General features: G+C 42.0%; 18 protein-coding genes. 13 read left to right on the top strand and 5 right to left on the bottom strand.

Features of this window, described 5'->3' with window-relative positions; genetic code table 11:
- Window positions 1-52 precede the first annotated feature (52 nt).
- Window positions 53-685 (top strand): endonuclease III, encoded by a 633-nt coding sequence (gene nth / locus OFN91_RS01050; RefSeq protein WP_270872946.1) that lies wholly within the window; start codon window positions 53-55, stop codon window positions 683-685.
- On the opposite strand, the gene OFN91_RS01045 is transcribed toward nth, so the two are convergent.
- Genes OFN91_RS01045 through OFN91_RS01025 form a run of 5 tightly spaced genes read right to left on the bottom strand, consistent with a single transcriptional unit; the run spans window position 680 to window position 3,924 of the window.
- Window positions 680-1,960 (bottom strand): M20/M25/M40 family metallo-hydrolase, encoded by a 1,281-nt coding sequence (locus OFN91_RS01045; RefSeq protein WP_270872945.1) that lies wholly within the window; start codon window positions 1,958-1,960, stop codon window positions 680-682. The genes nth and OFN91_RS01045 overlap by 6 nt on opposite strands.
- 9 nt (window positions 1,961-1,969) lie before the next feature.
- Window positions 1,970-2,242, bottom strand: coding sequence for a cation transporter (locus OFN91_RS01040; protein WP_270858921.1), 273 nt, complete (start codon window positions 2,240-2,242; stop codon window positions 1,970-1,972).
- 8 nt (window positions 2,243-2,250) lie between these two features.
- On the bottom strand, window positions 2,251-2,526 hold the full coding sequence (locus OFN91_RS01035; protein WP_270864395.1) for a heavy-metal-associated domain-containing protein: 276 nt from the start codon (window positions 2,524-2,526) through the stop codon (window positions 2,251-2,253).
- Window positions 2,519-2,842, bottom strand: a complete 324-nt coding sequence (locus OFN91_RS01030; protein ID WP_270872944.1) for an aryl sulfotransferase — start codon at window positions 2,840-2,842, stop codon at window positions 2,519-2,521. Before OFN91_RS01030 ends, OFN91_RS01035 begins: the two co-directional genes overlap by 8 nt.
- Window positions 2,839-3,924: a transglutaminase-like domain-containing protein gene (locus tag OFN91_RS01025; protein ID WP_270872943.1), complete on the bottom strand. Its 1,086-nt coding sequence runs from the start codon at window positions 3,922-3,924 to the stop codon at window positions 2,839-2,841. Before OFN91_RS01025 ends, OFN91_RS01030 begins: the two co-directional genes overlap by 4 nt.
- Window positions 3,925-4,058: 134 nt before the next feature.
- Between OFN91_RS01025 and cmoB the strand changes: the two genes are divergently transcribed.
- From cmoB to cmoA, 12 genes are all read left to right on the top strand, one after another.
- Window positions 4,059-4,952 carry a tRNA 5-methoxyuridine(34)/uridine 5-oxyacetic acid(34) synthase CmoB gene (cmoB, locus tag OFN91_RS01020; RefSeq protein WP_442868043.1) on the top strand — a complete coding sequence of 298 codons (894 nt, stop codon included), beginning with the start codon at window positions 4,059-4,061 and terminating at the stop codon, window positions 4,950-4,952.
- Window positions 4,953-5,115: 163 nt separating this feature from the next.
- Window positions 5,116-5,919 (top strand): NAD(+) synthase, encoded by an 804-nt coding sequence (gene nadE / locus OFN91_RS01015; protein WP_270858926.1) that lies wholly within the window; start codon window positions 5,116-5,118, stop codon window positions 5,917-5,919.
- 8 nt (window positions 5,920-5,927) lie between these two features.
- The gene (locus tag OFN91_RS01010) at window positions 5,928-7,064 is read left to right on the top strand and encodes a DegT/DnrJ/EryC1/StrS family aminotransferase (RefSeq protein WP_270864399.1); all 1,137 of its coding nucleotides are present in this window, start codon (window positions 5,928-5,930) and stop codon (window positions 7,062-7,064) included.
- The gene (locus OFN91_RS01005) at window positions 7,057-7,998 is read left to right on the top strand and encodes a tetraacyldisaccharide 4'-kinase (protein WP_270872942.1); all 942 of its coding nucleotides are present in this window, start codon (window positions 7,057-7,059) and stop codon (window positions 7,996-7,998) included. The genes OFN91_RS01010 and OFN91_RS01005 overlap by 8 nt, the downstream gene beginning before the upstream one ends.
- Window positions 7,999-8,012: 14 nt before the next feature.
- Window positions 8,013-8,861: an acetylglutamate kinase gene (gene argB, locus OFN91_RS01000; RefSeq protein ID WP_270872941.1), complete on the top strand. Its 849-nt coding sequence runs from the start codon at window positions 8,013-8,015 to the stop codon at window positions 8,859-8,861.
- Window positions 8,862-8,870: 9 nt separating this feature from the next.
- Window positions 8,871-10,322: a threonine synthase gene (gene thrC / locus OFN91_RS00995; protein ID WP_270872940.1), complete on the top strand. Its 1,452-nt coding sequence runs from the start codon at window positions 8,871-8,873 to the stop codon at window positions 10,320-10,322.
- Window positions 10,319-11,032, top strand: a complete 714-nt coding sequence (kdsB, locus tag OFN91_RS00990; RefSeq protein WP_270872939.1) for a 3-deoxy-manno-octulosonate cytidylyltransferase — start codon at window positions 10,319-10,321, stop codon at window positions 11,030-11,032. The genes thrC and kdsB overlap by 4 nt, the downstream gene beginning before the upstream one ends.
- 1 nt (window position 11,033) lies before the next feature.
- Window positions 11,034-12,980 carry an NAD-dependent DNA ligase LigA gene (gene ligA, locus OFN91_RS00985; protein WP_270872938.1) on the top strand — a complete coding sequence of 649 codons (1,947 nt, stop codon included), beginning with the start codon at window positions 11,034-11,036 and terminating at the stop codon, window positions 12,978-12,980.
- Window positions 12,970-13,674, top strand: a complete 705-nt coding sequence (gene tlyA, locus OFN91_RS00980; RefSeq protein ID WP_270872937.1) for a 23S rRNA (cytidine-2'-O)-methyltransferase TlyA — start codon at window positions 12,970-12,972, stop codon at window positions 13,672-13,674. The genes ligA and tlyA overlap by 11 nt, the downstream gene beginning before the upstream one ends.
- Window positions 13,675-14,190 carry a lipocalin family protein gene (locus tag OFN91_RS00975; RefSeq protein WP_270872936.1) on the top strand — a complete coding sequence of 172 codons (516 nt, stop codon included), beginning with the start codon at window positions 13,675-13,677 and terminating at the stop codon, window positions 14,188-14,190.
- Window positions 14,172-15,092: a bifunctional riboflavin kinase/FAD synthetase gene (locus OFN91_RS00970; RefSeq protein ID WP_270872935.1), complete on the top strand. Its 921-nt coding sequence runs from the start codon at window positions 14,172-14,174 to the stop codon at window positions 15,090-15,092. The genes OFN91_RS00975 and OFN91_RS00970 overlap by 19 nt, the downstream gene beginning before the upstream one ends.
- Window positions 15,082-15,786: a carboxy-S-adenosyl-L-methionine synthase CmoA gene (gene cmoA, locus OFN91_RS00965; RefSeq protein ID WP_270872934.1), complete on the top strand. Its 705-nt coding sequence runs from the start codon at window positions 15,082-15,084 to the stop codon at window positions 15,784-15,786. The genes OFN91_RS00970 and cmoA overlap by 11 nt, the downstream gene beginning before the upstream one ends.
- The last annotated feature ends 180 nt before the right edge of the window (window positions 15,787-15,966 follow it).

The raw sequence follows: 15,966 nt of genomic DNA, 5'->3' as shown, positions 1-15,966 counted from the left end.
GATTATAGCCAAAAAGCTGTTAATAATCAAAAATTTTGTGTAAAATAGGGGCATGAGAACGAAAAAAGATATTTTGGAAATCAAAAATTTATTGTTAGAGCACTTTGGCGAGCCCACAACAGAGCTTAAATTTAGGAATTTATACGAACTAATCGTCTGCGTAATGCTTAGCGCGCAATGCACCGATAAACGGGTAAATTTAATCACACCTGCGCTATTTAGGGAGTTTCCTGACATACACTCGCTGGCAAATGCAAATTTGGGCGCAGTTAAAATGCTAATAAATTCGTGCAGTTTTTTTAATAACAAAGCGCAAAATTTAATCAAAATGGCAAAGTCTGTGGTGGAAAATTTCGGTGGCGAAATCCCACTAAATGAAAAGGATTTAAAAAGCCTTGCAGGGGTCGGGCAAAAGACAGCCCATGTCGTGCTAATCGAGCATTGTGGGGCGAATTTTATCGCCGTGGATACCCATGTTTTTCGCGTATCACATAGACTTGGACTTTCAAGCGCAAAAACGCCAGAACTAACCGAAAACGACCTTACAAAGGCATTTGTAAGCGATTTAAACTATCTGCACCAAGCTTTGGTGCTATTTGGGCGATACACTTGCAAAGCCGTAAAGCCAAATTGCAAAGAGTGCTTTTTAGCACACCTTTGCAAAAGCAAGGATAAAATTTTATAAATTTTGCACGCCAGAGATTATCTCACGCACTGCGTTTAGGATTTTTTCGACAGATTTAAATTCTACTTTTTCGTTTATGCTGTGTGGCGAAGTGATATTTGGACCAATCGAAGCTGCCTGTATAACGCTATCTTTTGTGATAAAAACGCCACACTCTAACCCGGCATGAACGGCTCCCAGCCTAGCAGTTGGCACAAATTTTTGCAAATTTTTTAAGATAAATTCGCTAAATTCGCTAATTTGCGGTTGCCAAGGTTCGCTCGTTTCGCCAAAAACGCACTCCAAGCCAAAATTTTCAGCCGACATTTTGGTTTGATATTTCACCCCTTTTAAGCCCTTTTCGCTCATCGATCTAGCGTAAAACAAAAGTTCAAATTTGCCGTTTTTTTCACCAGCCAAAGATAAATTTATGCTAGTCCCGGGCAAGCCTAAATCATCGTTAAAATCCCTAACGCCTTGCTTAAATTCGCAAATGAGATTTAAAATATTGTCCGAATTTTCATAAATTTCGCACTCTTTAAATCCAAAAAATTTATGTTTTATGAAATTTGGAAAATTTGAAATTTCATTTTTAAAAATTGCCGTTGCACTAGCTTTTGCAGGGATTGAATTTGCCCTTTCGCCACCGCTAAATTCGGCTATCTTACCGCCATTTTTAGCGATAAATTCGGCTAAAAATTTAATTGCATTTGGCAGGTTTTTATGAATTTCGATTCCGCTATGACCGCCCGGGAAATCATCTACAAAAATCTCATAGCAAAAGCCACTTGTCTTCTCGCGCACACTATCGCAAATAGCGCGGATTTCAGCACTTCCTGCGCACCCGATTATGACTTCGTTTTCATCTTCGCTGTCTAAATTTAGCATTTTTTTGCTTTTTATAGTGCCGTTAAATTCCCTAACGCCCCAAAGCCCCACTTCTTCGTTGTTTGTGAAAACTGCCTCAAAATCGCTAAATTCGCTCATCATCGCCATTATAATTGCTACGCCAATCCCGTTATCAGCCCCAAGCGATGAGTTTTTCGCACTTAAAAATCCGTCCTGCTCTACTAGCTCGATACTCGGCGTAAGTCCCACGCCAACCATATCATAGTGCGCTTGCAGGCAAATTTTTGGCTCACCTTTGCAGATATAAATATTTCCGGCACTATCAACTTCCACGCTAAATTCGTGCTTTTTTGCAAATTCCACTAAAAAATCTCGCAATTTTTCCGTTTCATAACTTAAATGCGGAATCTCGCAAATTTTGCGAAAATAATTCATAACTTTTTTCATTTTTTCGCCCTATTTTCGCTTATCACTTACGATTTTGCCTTCGTAAGTGGTCTTTGCGATCGCTTCTAGCATTGCCTTTGTATCGGCATCATCGCGCGCTAGCACGCTGGCTGTTTTAGTTGCTAACTCCACGCGCGCGCTGATTACGCCCTCGCACTCGCTTAGGGCCTTTCGCACCATTTGCGTGCAGAGCGGGCAGTGTATTTTCTCTACATAAATTTCAATCTCTCTATCGGCGAAAACCGCGCTAACAAGGGCAAATAATAGTAAAATTTTACGCATAAATTTCCTTATTTTTGTTTAATACTTAAAATTTTGGCTTTTTCGTATTTTGCGTTTTTCAAAGCCTCGATCATAGCGTTCGTATCGGCACTATCTTCGGCGATGACGACCACTTTTTTCTCGCCCTCTTTGGCCTCGACGCTAATTACCCCCTCGCATTTTTGCAAGGCAAATTTAATCGAAGCTGCGCATAGGTTGCAATGGATTTTTCCGACTTGGATTTCGATTTCGCGCTGTGCAAAAAGCGCGCCACAAACGAGTGATAAAAGTAAAATTTTACGCATAAAATCTCCCTAAAATTTCAGGATAAAATAGAAGTAAAAATATCAAAATTCCACTTAAAATGTAAATAAAATACCATTTTTTGCGACCTGCGCCGATAACGCATGAGTTTTTGCGAAATAGCACAAAATATAGGCTCGTAATGTAAAAAACAATGGAAATCGCCGTAAAAATGGGGCGAAATCTCGCCAACTCGTCCGCAAAGGAAAGTGCCGAAAAACTCACCCCAAAAAGCAAAAACAAAAGTGCTGGCAAACAGCACAAAGTCGCCATAAATGCGCTTATAATCGCCAACGCGATAAATTTTAGCCTACTCAAATTTCACGACTTTTATAATCGTAGCTAAATTCTTTCGGGTCGTAATAATTTAGCGTTTGGCCGTCCGTTTCGCCATAAACATAGCCGAAATTGTTTATCGGAAATTGCGCTGGACGCGGACTTAGCGTGAAATCTCTGCCGTAATTAAACCCTATCCAGCACATCTCCCAGTTGCCAAAGAGATATTCGCGGATTTGCGCGATTTTTTGGTCGTCGTTTGTGAGTTTTTCGCCAAGTCGGACTTTGGTGACATCGGCAGGATCTACTGGAATCCAGCCGTATCCTTTGAGATAAAACTCAGCGCGACAATGTTGTCCGCCTGAAATATGGCTAAATCCGTCATCTTTGGGTGCTGCGCCCATTTGAGATGAGAAGCGTGACGCGCCCACACGGATACCAAACATTTCGCGCGCAGGTATCCCAGCAGCCCTCGCCAAAGCCACAAAAACTGAGTTTATGTCGGTGCATTTGCCACTTAATTTACCGCTAGTTAGGATTTGTTTGACATCGCCAAGACCACACCCAAGCACGCTGTTATCGCGCTCCATGGTGTTTGCCACCCAGGTGTAAATCGCCCTAGCCTTTTCTAAATCGCCCTTGATATTTCCTACGATTTCATCTGATTTTTGTTTAACCACGCCGTCGATTTGAATTTGCGTAGTTGGCTGCAAAAATTTAGCGATTTCGGGGGTTAATTTTTCGTTTTCGTTGAAATTTACCTTCGAAAAATCGGTATTTCGCTCTGTGGTTTGCACATCGAAACTGATATCAAGTATCGGAGTTTCGCTTCCGCTAAATTTCGCATAATATGTCGGAATTTCGCCCTCAGTGATAAATTTCTCCACTGCGTTTGAGCCGACCTTATAGTGCGAAATGACCTGCTGAAAATCGCTAGGAAGCACGAGCGGGACCCAGACCCTGCTCTCTTTGCCGACCTCTTTGATAGCGTGTTTTAAACTAACGCTAAATTTGCGCGTTTTTTGCTCGGCTTCTTTGGCGCTCGTATCAGCCAAAACCACGCTAGGAGCGAAGCTAGCGACACCTAAAATACTACTAAATTTGAAAAAATCTCGTCTTTTCATTTGAAAAATTCCTGAATAATCTAACCAAACTTGGCTCTAAAAGGCAGAGATTTTATCCTTTTAATGCTTTAAAATTGCTTTTTTAAATTTGCTTTGATAAAATGGCGCAAAATTTATGAAATTTAGGGTAAAAAATGGATTTAACTACCATAAAAAACGAAATGTTAAAAAAACTAGAAAACGCTCAAAACGCCGAAATTTTAGGCGCGATTAATGCACTGCCAAAATTTGATTGCGAGGTGAGTTTTGGCGATGCTATAAGTGCGAAATTTGACGCAAACGAAGAGCAAATGGAGCAAATCAGGCAAATCGCACTATCGCTAAAACCTTGGCGCAAGGGGCCTTTCGCGCTAAATGAGCTTTTTATCGACAGCGAGTGGCAAAGCTTCATCAAATTCAATCTTTTAAGGGGGCATATTGATTTGGCGGGCAAAAATGTCGCAGATGTGGGGTGCAATAATGGTTATTATATGTATCGTATGCTAGGCCTTGGCGCGCGTAGCGTTACAGGCTTTGATCCTAGCGCGCTATTTTATCTGCAATTTTTGTTTTTGCAACATTTTATGCGAGCGCAGGCGATTTTCGAGCCGCTTGGCGTGGAACATTTGCCATTTTATGGGGCGAAATTTGACACGATTTTCTGCCTTGGCGTGATTTATCATCGCTCAGATCCTATCTCTATGCTAAAACAGCTCAAATCTGCGCTAAATAGCGGTGGCGAGGTGATTTTAGATACGATGTATATAGATATGGACGGGGATTTCGCGCTTACACCAAAGGGCGGGTATTCTAAGATCTCAAATATCTACTTCGTGCCCACTATCGGCGCACTTAGCAACTGGTGCGAAAGGGCGAAATTTAAGAATTTTGAAATTTTAGAAACCAAACAAACTGATTTTAACGAACAGCGAAAAACCGAGTGGATTGATGGGCAGAGCTTGGAAAATTTCCTAAATCCAAAAAACCCAAATCTCACTATCGAGGGTTACCCTGCCCCGAAACGAGTCTATGTCAAAATCAGCCTGTAAATACGCAAAATTTTACAAATAATTTTGTGTATTTTGTCAAATTTGGCAAAATTTGCAAATAAATCATAAATTTTAATCAAATTTTTCTCTCTTTTTTAAAGCTTAATTTTAGTTTAATATTGGTAGAATTAAAAGTTTAGTTTATAATTTACAAAGGTTTTCTATGAACGCTCAAAATTTAATTCCATATTTGACCGATTTTTTGGCCACAGAACTTGAAAAAACAGGAGCAGACGCTTTCGTAGTCGGAGTCAGCGGAGGACTTGATAGTGCCGTAGTATCGGCGTTATGCGCCCTAACAGAGATTCCAACTCACGCCCTAATCATGCCTATGCCTAGCTCAAATTTAGCAAATTTAGGCGATGCGATTGAGCATTGCGATATGTTTGGTATAGACTACGAAATCCAAGAAATCGCCCCATTTATGGAGGCTTTCGCTTCGCTTGATACTGGCGCAGACAAGCTAAGAACTGGAAATTTTGCGACAAGAGTTCGCATGGGATTATTATACGATTACAGCGCGAAACACCGCGCAGTCGTAGTCGGAACAACAAATTTGAGCGAAAGAATGCTAGGATACAGCACGATTTATGGTGATTTAGCGTGTGCCTTTAACCCAATCGGCGAAATTTTAAAGACAAAAGTAAGCAAGCTTGCCGAAGCGCTTACTATCAATGAAAACATAATCGCAAAAACTCCAAGCGCAGATTTATGGGAAAATCAAAGCGACGAAAGAGAGCTAGGATATAGCTATGATATCCTTGATAGCGTGCTTAGAGATATATTCTCTCGCCCTGAACTTCGCGAAAAAATTAGAGGCGGCAAAGAGATCACAAAAGATGATTTAGCCTACTTGCTTGATTCGAATCACAACGCTGATTTATGCAAATTTATCACAAATAGAATGATAAAAAATAGCTTTAAATTACGCATGCCAAATGTAGCACAAGTAGATCCTAATGCTTAGGATTTCACATGAGGCAAATACCCTTTTTTAAAGCGCAGGTTGATGATAAAGAAGAATCGCTTATACTAAATGCCCTTCACAATCCACAAATAAAATACTCAGAAATTTTTGAAAACAAAATTTGTGAGTATTTTGGTGTGAATTACGCAATCTCCACTACTAGTGGCACTACTGCGCTTCATCTTGCGCTTTGCACACTTGGTGTCAAGCGCGGAGATAGAATTTTATGCTCGGTCAATTCATTTCCGCATGTAGCGGCGGTTATTAGGCATTTTGACGCTGAGCCGATATTTGTAGATATCGATACAAACACCTTTAATATCACCCCTGAAAGCTTTTCAAAAGCTATCGAGCTAAACAGACACAAAAAGCTAAAATGCGCCTTTATCTCGCACACAGCTGGGCTCGTAACAGATATGGACGAGATTTACGAAATCGCTAAAAAAGAAAATATCACTATCATAGATGACGCTTCTAGGGCCACAGGTGCTACATACAAGGGCAAAAAAATCGGCTCGTTTGAAAACTCGCTGTTTTCGTGCTTTCAGATAAATCCACAAGCCCAAGACGCAATCTCTACGGCTGGATTTTTCGTCACAAATAACGAAGGTTTGGCAAATTCTGCCAAAATTTTGCGCAATAACGGAATCGTGGGCGAAGCGTTTTATAAAGACGGAAATTTAGGCTTTACTTATAATGTAGATCGTATCGGTCAAAAATACGATTTAAACTCGATAAATGCGGCATTTGCGCTATCGCAACTAGAAAAAACAGATAGTTTTATCAAGCGTCGCCAAAATATCGCAAAAATGTTTAGGAAATCCTTGGAAGATTGCCCTCATATCGAGCTTCCTACCGATAGCGCGGAGCACATTTATACACAATTTATCATCAAAATCGACAAAAACCGCGATGATTTCGCGCGCGAAATGATTTCTAGGGGCATTGATGTGGGGCTTCACTATGTGCCACTGCACCTGCTAAGCTACTACAAATCCAAGTATAATTACAAAGTCAATGACTTCCCAAATGCGCTAAAAAATTATCAGCAAATTTTATCTTTGCCGATTTATGCCTCGCTTAGCGATGACGATGTGGCGTATATCTGCGAAAAAATTATAGAAATTGCGAGAAGCCGTGTTTAAAATTTGGCTCGAAAAAAATTTATACGATCCGGGCGTTATTTGGCTTATAATTTCATTTTTTTTGCTTCCACTCTCAATCATTTTTGGCTTTATTCAGATGATTAGGCGCGCCCTAATTAAGCCCAAAGATTATGGCATAGCAGTAGTAAGCGTGGGAAATCTAACCCTTGGCGGAAGTGGTAAAACTCCGCTTGTGGGAGCGATTTTTACAGAATTTAGCCCTGAGATTCCTACCTGCATAATACTGCGCGGATACGGCCGCAAAAGCCACGGACTACAATATGTGGCAAAAAATGGCGAAATTTTATGCGACATAAAAACCAGTGGCGATGAAGCCATGCTCTATGCCAAAACCCTAAAAAACGCAAGCGTCCTCGTAAGCGAAAACCGCGAAAATGCCATAATACAGGCCAAAAAAGATGGGTTTGCTCTTGCGATTTTAGACGATGGATTTTCTAAATTTCATATAGAAAAATTTGAGATTGTTTTGCGCCCTAGCGATTCGCCGCTTTTGCCCTTGCCACTGCCAGTCGCAGGCTATCGCTATCCGCCAAATTTCTACAAATTCGCAGATTTTATCCCTAGCATAGATGATATAAAATCCACGAGTGAAATTTCAAATTTCCCAAATCCACACACCGATAAGGAAAATACGATTTTAATCAGCGCAATCGCCAAGCCATGGCGTCTAAAAGAGTTTGAAAAACACGCCAAAGCTAGTTTTTATTTCCCAGATCACTATGATTTTATAAAAGATGAAATTCAAAATTTACTTCATAAATCTAGCGCCACGCATATCATTTGCACAGCCAAAGATTTCGTCAAGCTCGAAAATTTCGGGCTAAATATCAGCGTAATCGAGCTTAAAACCACGCTTAGCGAAAATTTCAAAAACCAAATCAAAGCCTACATTACTAGCAAACTAAACCACTAAATTTGGAGAAAACAATGATAAAATCAAGTCAAATCGCAGAAATTATCATCTCAGCCCTACCTTATATCCGCAAATTTCGCGATAAAATTTTCGTCATCAAATACGGCGGCGCAGCCCAAACCGACGAGGTTTTAAAGCTAAATTTCGCTCGTGATATCACGCTTTTGCACATGGTTGGTATCAAGGTCATCGTCGTGCATGGCGGCGGCAAAAAAATCAACCAAACCCTCGATTTACTGGATATCAAAAGCGAATTTTGCGATGGTTTGCGCGTAACAAGCAAAGAAGCTATCGAAGTAACCGAAATGGTGCTAAGCGGACTTGTAAATAAAGAAATCACCGCGCTTCTTAACCAAAACGGAGCCCCTGCCATAGGCATTAGTGGCAAGGACGGCGGACTTTTGAAAGCCAAATTTTTAGACCGCGAAAAATACGGCTTCGTAGGCGAAATCACAGATGTGAATACAAAAGTCATTTATGATTTGCTAGATCACGACTATCTGCCAGTCATCGCGCCACTTGCCGGGGGCGAAAATGACGAAAATATCAGCTTTAACATAAACGCAGATCTTTGCGCTAGCAAAATCGCTAGCTACCTAAAAGCCGACAAAGTGATTTTTCTAAGCGATATCGACGGCGTGCTAGATAAAGAGGGCAAACTCATTAGCAAACTCGATGAAAATTCGATCTTGGCTTTGAAAAAAGACGGCACGATTAGTGGCGGTATGATACCTAAAATCGATGCTTGTTTGGAGTGCATAAACACAGGCACCAAGGCCGCTCACATAATAAATGGCAAAATCCCACACTCGCTTTTATTAGAGCTTTTCACTGATACTGGTATCGGAAGTTTGATTAGATAAGGAGAATTTATGAAATTAGTTTCCACACGAGATTTTAGCGCCAGCGCCACACTTAGCGACGCACTACTAAGCCCGAGTGCTGCATTTGGCGGACTTTATACACCGCGCGAGTTGCCAAAACTTACACCTGAATTTTGGAGCGAGTGCAGAGAGCTTAGCTACAAACAAATAGCTTTAAAGCTTATAAAAGCCCTAGATTTCGACATTTCGCCGGAGGTTTTCAAAACCGCTCTTGCTAGGTATGATAGTTTCGAAAACCCTGCCCTGCCACTTGAAATTTCTAAATTTAACGATAACACCTATATTTTGGAGCTTTATCACGGCCCGACACTTGCTTTTAAAGATATGGCGCTTCAACCTTTTGGCGCGCTTCTTGGCGAGTTAGCGGCGCAAAGAAATGAAAAATACCTCATAATCTGCGCTACTAGTGGCGATACTGGCCCAGCTACGCTTGAAACATTTGCAAACGACCCAAATATCAAGGTCGTATGCCTATATCCAGCTGGCGGGACGAGTGAAATTCAGCGCCAACAAATGGTAAAACAATCAGCCAAAAATTTAAAAATTCTAGGCATTAAAGGGAATTTCGACGACGCACAAAGAGCGTTAAAATCGCTACTTAGCAATGATGATTTCAAAAACGAACTAAAAGCTAATAATCTTTGCCTAAGTGCGGCAAATTCTGTAAATTTCGGCAGAATTTTGTTTCAAATCATCTACTACATTTACGCTAGCGTGCAATTTAGCAAAAATCCAAAATTTAGCGCGCACGATAAATTTGATGTAATCGTGCCAAGCGGAAATTTCGGCAACGCCCTTGGTGCGTATTTCGCCAAAAAAATGGGAGCTAGTATCGGCAAAATCAAAATCGCTTCCAACGCAAACAATATCCTAACTGATCTAATCAAAACTGGAATTTACGATTTGCGTGGTAGAGAGTTAATTAGCACGATTAGCCCTGCAATGGACATTTTGATTAGTTCAAATGTCGAGCGCGTGCTGGCTGATTTATTCGGCGATAAACGCACAAAAGAGCTTATGGCTAGCCTTGCGCAAGATAAATTCTACGCCCTTAGCAAAGATGAGCTTACTAAGCTTCAAAGCGAATTTGAGGCCGGTTTCACAAGCGATGATGAGTGCTCGAATTTTATCAAAGAAGCTAGCAGTAGTGGCCGTCTCATCGACCCGCACACTGCAAACTGCTTCAAACTTTTAGGTGGCGATACGCCAACTCTCATCGTTTCTACGGCGAAATGGATAAAATTTACTCCGTCAATGATAAAAGCGATAAAATCTCGCCCATGCGAAGACGAAAAGGCCGATATGATCGCGCTTTCAAAAGAGTTTCAAAGCGATATTCCAGCACAAATTTCACGCCTTTTTGCCAGCCCTGAAATTCACACGAGCATAATCGAGCAAAACGAGATTAAAAACACGATTATTGATTGGATAAAACTATGATTATAATACCTGCCCGCCTAGCCTCAACTAGGTTTAAAAACAAAATTTTATGCGAATTTGCCGGTGTGCCGATGTTTATCAAAACAGCGCAAAACGCCGCGAAAGTCGATAGCGTGCTAATCGCGGTAGATGATGAAAAAATCCTGCAAATCGCCAAGGATTACGGATTTCGCGCCGTCATGACAGATGAAAACCACCAAAGCGGCACAGATAGAATAAACGAAGCTGTGAAAAACGCAAATTTAAGCGATGATGAAATTTTAATCAATGTCCAAGCCGACGAGCCATTTTTTGAGACGCAAAATTTAATTAAATTTAAAGAATTTGCCACCAGCGCGATCAAAAACGGCGCATTTATGGCTAGTTGCTACAAAAAAATCGACCCCACAAGCGCGCAAGATCCAAATTTAGTCAAGGTGATTTTGGACAACCACGGCGTTGCGATTTATTTTTCACGCGCGCCGATACCTTATCCAAGAGCCGAATTTAAGGACTATTTGGGGCATATTGGCATTTATGCGTATAGCGCAAAAACCCTGCGCGAGTTTTGCGCCCTACCGCCTAGCACGCTAGAAAATACCGAGAAATTAGAGCAACTTCGCGCCCTAAGTGCTGGCAAAAAAATCGCAATGTTGCAAATCGCTACAAACAGCGTCGGAATCGACACGCAAGAAGATTATGAAAAAGCGCTGAAAATTTTTGGGAAATAAAATGGATTTTAACGAATACAAAAATGCCGTCCAAACCCTGAATTTATGGGCGAGAGCGTATTACACGCAGGATAATCCAATCGCTAGCGATGAAGAATACGACGCGCTATATAGCAAGGTCGAAATCTTCGAGCGCGCTCACCCAGAGAAAATTTTGCCATACTCCCCTACTTTGCGTATCGGAGGCGAGCTTAGCGAGGGTTTCGAAAAGCTCTCTCACGGCGCACAAATGTGGTCTATGGAGGATATTTTTGACGACGGCGAGCTTTTGGCGTGGCTTGGGCGTGGAGAAAAGGCAAATTTAGAATTTTATGTCGAGCCGAAATTTGACGGAGCGAGCCTAAATTTGACCTACGAAGACGGCATTTTAATCTCGGCTGCCACGCGCGGGGACGGCAAAATCGGCGAAAATGTAACCGCCAATGCAAGAGCGATAAAATCAATCCCGCTTCAAATCCCATATAATGAAAAAATCGAAATTCGTGGCGAAGTTTTGATTGCTAAAAGCGATTTTGACGCCCTAAACGATGAGCGTGCGCAAAATGGCGAAGCGCTGTTTTCAAACCCGCGCAACGCCGCAGCCGGGAGCCTTCGCCAGCTAGATAGCGCGGTCGTAGCGAAGCGAAAACTTCAATTTATCCCTTGGGGCGTGGGCGAGCATAGATTAAATTTCACGCGCCATAGCGAGATTATGGAGTTTGTGCGAAGTCTTGGCTTTAAGAGGGACGATTTTAGGCGAATTTGCGCGAGTGCAAATGAAATCCGCAAGGCTTACGAGGATTTGCACGCCCTGCGCGATAAAAAAGATTTGATGCTTGATGGCATGGTACTTCGCATAAACGATGTCGCAAAGTGCGATTTGCTGGGATACACCGTGAAATTTCCGCGTTTCATGGTGGCGTATAAATTCCCAGCTATCGAAAAGGTTACAAGGCTAAAAGACATTGTTTTGCAAGTAGGTAGAACGGGCGCAATCACCCCTGTGGCGGTGGTCGAAAGCGTCAATATCGACGGAGCAAATGTCAGCAACGCTACGCTTCATAATTTCGATGAAATCGAGCGTTTGGGGCTGATGAAAAACGATTTTGTGGGAATTATACGAAGCGGCGATGTAATCCCAAAAATCACAAGCGTCTTTGCTGGGCGCAGAGACGGCTCGCAAACGCCCATAACTCGCCCTAGCGCGTGTCCTGTATGTGGTGGTAGCCTGCTCGATGAGGGGGCTTTGATAAAATGTCAAAATTTGGGTTGCAAAGCACGAATTGTAGGGGCTTTGATCTATTTTTGCTCGAAAAAATGTATGAATATCGAAGGGCTAAGCGAGGCTACGATTAGCTTGCTTCATAGCCTTGGTAAAATTAACGAAATCGCCGATATTTACGCGCTTAGCGAAGCTGATTTTGTGGGGCTTGAAGGCTTCAAAGATAAAAAAATTTCAAATCTCTTAAACGCCATAAATTCGAGCAAGGGCGCGCAGCTTTATCGCTTCATCAGCGGGCTTGGTATCGAGCATATAGGCGAGGTCGCAGCGCGCAAAATCGCCGAGAGTTTCGGCGAGAAATGGCTGGAAGCTAGCTATGAAGAGGTGCTAAATTTAGAAAATTTTGGCGAAGCTATGGCGAAGAGTTTTTGCGAATTTTGCACCGAAAACGAAGAGAAAATTCGCAATTTAATCAATATCATAAATCCACAAATTTCTAAGAGCGAAACCACGCAAACCGCCTTTACAGGCAAGACTATCGTGCTTACTGGCACCATGTCGCGCCCCAGAGATGAGATCAAAAACCGCCTTTTGCAAATGGGCGCAAAGGTTTCGGGCTCAGTATCAGCCAAAACCGATTTTGTGATTTATGGAAGCGAGGCTGGAAGCAAGCTAGATAAGGCAAATACCCTTGGCGTGCGCACGCTAAGCGAAGATGAGTTTGAGGAAATGGCGCGTGAGATTTGATAATTTCGTAGCTCATGCTCTAAAAATCAGTCGAAACAAAGCCCAAAATCTCATTAAAGAGGGCAAAATTTTGCTAAATGGCGAAATTTGCGACAAGATATCAGCCGAAGTAGAAAGTGGCGATATTAGCGCGACAGACGAGATTTTCGTAAGCCGTGGCGCACTGAAATTAAAGGGATTTTTAGATGAGTGCGCGCTTGATATCGCAGGCGTGCGCGCCCTAGATATCGGCTCATCGACAGGCGGATTTGTGCAAATTTTGCTAAAATACGGCGCAAGCGAGGTCGTAGCCCTTGATGTGGGAAGCGCACAGCTAGATGATAGCTTGCGCCACGATTCGCGTGTAATCGTGCGCGAAAACACCGATATCAGGGAGTTTGAGAGCCAAACGAGTTTTGAGCTAATCACCTGCGATGTGAGCTTTATCGGGATTGAGAAAATTTTGCCTAGCATTTTGCGCCTTGCTTCGCGCGATATAATCTTGCTTTTCAAACCGCAATTCGAGGTCGGCGTGGGCGCAAAACGAGATAAAAAAGGCGTCATAAAAAATCAAAAGCTAGTCGAACAAGCAATGGCGAAATTTGAGTTAAACTGCGCTAAAATGGGGCTTATAATGATACAAAAACTCCCTTGTCAAATCAAAGGCAAAGAGGGAAATCAGGAGTTTTTCTATCATTATAAAAAAGGAGAATAGATGAAATTTAAGCAAATTTTAATTTTAACTTTAACTATATTTTTCCTGGGGGCGTGCGCCAAAAGCATTTCGCCAAACGCGCCTATCACGCGGGATTTTGACATAGCTAAATTTTGCGGTGGTTGGTATGAGATAGCCCATATCAAGGGCTTTGGGGGCGAGTTAGAAAACACAGCCTATGAGATTTTCGTCGATAAAAACGGCTCGATAAATATGCTAAAATCAGCCCAAAGCCAAAGCGGAAAAATCAAATTATCTAGCGAAGAACTAGCCTTTGTGGGCAAAAAATCCGAGGGAAATTTAGTTCGCAAAGGCATAATAAAAAATGCCAAATTTAGCGTCGCTCAAACCGATGCGGATTACAGCTACGCGCTCGTTTTTGGCGAAAACACAGGCGAGCTTTATATGCTTTCGCGCACCAAAACCATGCCCGAACTCATCAAAAATATCTACCTAAACAAAGCCAAAGAAAGTGGCTATGACACCCAAAAAATCGTATGGACGAAGCAAAAATGAGTGAGCCTAGCGAAATTTCAATCCTAGCCAAATTTGGCGAAAACGAGAAATTTCTAAATTTAAATGGAGCGAAAAAAAGCGAGATTAAAGCCCTTGCTATCGGCAATTTCGACGGATTTCACAGGGCTCATCAAAAGCTATTTGACGCTCTTGGCGAGCATGGCGGCATAATCATAGTCATCGCCGATACTGCGCCCAAACTCACGCCACCTAGCCTAATTAGCCAAATTTGCGAAAAAGAGATTTTTTACTGCGATTTAGCTAGGGTGAAAAATTTAAGCGGAGCCGAATTTATCGCGCTTTTAAACGCAAATTTTCCAAATTTAGAAAAAATCGTAGTCGGAAATGATTTTAAATTTGGCAAAAATAGAGCCAGCGACGCAGAGTTTTTGCGCGCGAATTTCGCTGGCGAAACGCTCATAATCGACGAGTATAAAATCAACGGCGTGGGCGTGCATACGAGGCTGATTAAGGAGTTTTTAAACGCTGGCGAGTGCGAGAAGGCGGCGCAGTTTTTGGGGAGGGAGTATGAAATCTCTGGCAAAGTCATCAGCGGTCAAGGCCTTGGCGCAAAGGAGCTGTTTGCGACGCTAAATCTAGATGCTAGCGAGTTTTATATGCCAAAATTTGGCGTTTATGCCACGCTGTGCAGGGTAAAAAACAAAATTTACAAAAGCGTCTCTTTTATAGGGCACAGGGTCAGCACGGATAGCAATTTCGCCATAGAAACGCACATTTTAGGGGAGTTTGGCGCAAATTTCACGCCAAAGAGCGCTAGCGTGAAATTTATCAAATTTATCCGCGAAAACAAAAAATTTGAAAATTTGGGCGAATTAAAAGCGCAAATTTCAAGCGACATCGCCCTTGCTAGGGATATTTTAGGAAACAAATATGAAAGATGAAATTTTCAAAACGCCGATAAAAAAGCAGTTTGAGTTCGACAAAAGCGTTGCTAGCGTCTTTGACGATATGATCGCGCGCTCGGTGCCGTTTTATAAACAAAGCTCCGAGCTTGTTTGCGAGCTTTTGGCACGGATTTTGGGTCAGGGTGCCAAAGCCATAGACCTTGGCTGCTCGACGGCTGGGATTTTGCTTAGCTTGTATCAAATGCGCCCTGATTTGGCGCTTTTTGGCGTGGATAACTCCGAGGCAATGCTAGAAATCGCCGCGGCAAAAACCGCTGCTTTTGGCGCGCAGATAAAATTTTCGTGCGAAGATATCTTAGAGTGCGATTTTAAGGGCTTTGACGCCGTTATTTTAAACTATACTTTGCAGTTTATTCGCCCGATAAAACGGGCGGAATTTATGCGCAAAATTTATGAAAATTTGAGCGAAAACGGGGTTTTGATTTTCGCTGAAAAGCTCGTTTATGAGGATAAAACGCTTAGCAAAAATATGATTGAAATTTACGAAAATTACAAAGAAAATCAAGGCTATTCGAAGTTCGAAATCGCCCAAAAGCGCAAAGCGCTCGAAAATGTGCTAATCCCATACACCGAGAGCGAGAACAAAACACTCGCGCTTAATGCCGGATTTGCCAGCGTGGAAATTATCTTTAAATGGGCGAATTTCGCTGTTTTCATGGCGAGAAAATAGCTAAATTTCGCCTTTATTTTTGCAAACACTGCCCCGAAAATTTGTGTTTTGCAAAATTTGTAGCATTTTGGAAAGTTAAATTTTAAATGACTTTAAATCCATAAAATAGCTTAAAAATGATTTTGGTTTGTGGTATAAATTTAGACTAGTAACTCTATTTTTAAGTAATTTTATCAGCGT

The sequence above is a fragment of the Campylobacter sp. JMF_08 NE1 genome, from assembly GCF_027737875.1.
Taxonomy (GTDB): Bacteria; Campylobacterota; Campylobacteria; order Campylobacterales; family Campylobacteraceae; genus Campylobacter_B.
Note: the sequence above shows the minus strand (reverse complement) of the source record. Positions and strands in the feature narration are given on the sequence as shown.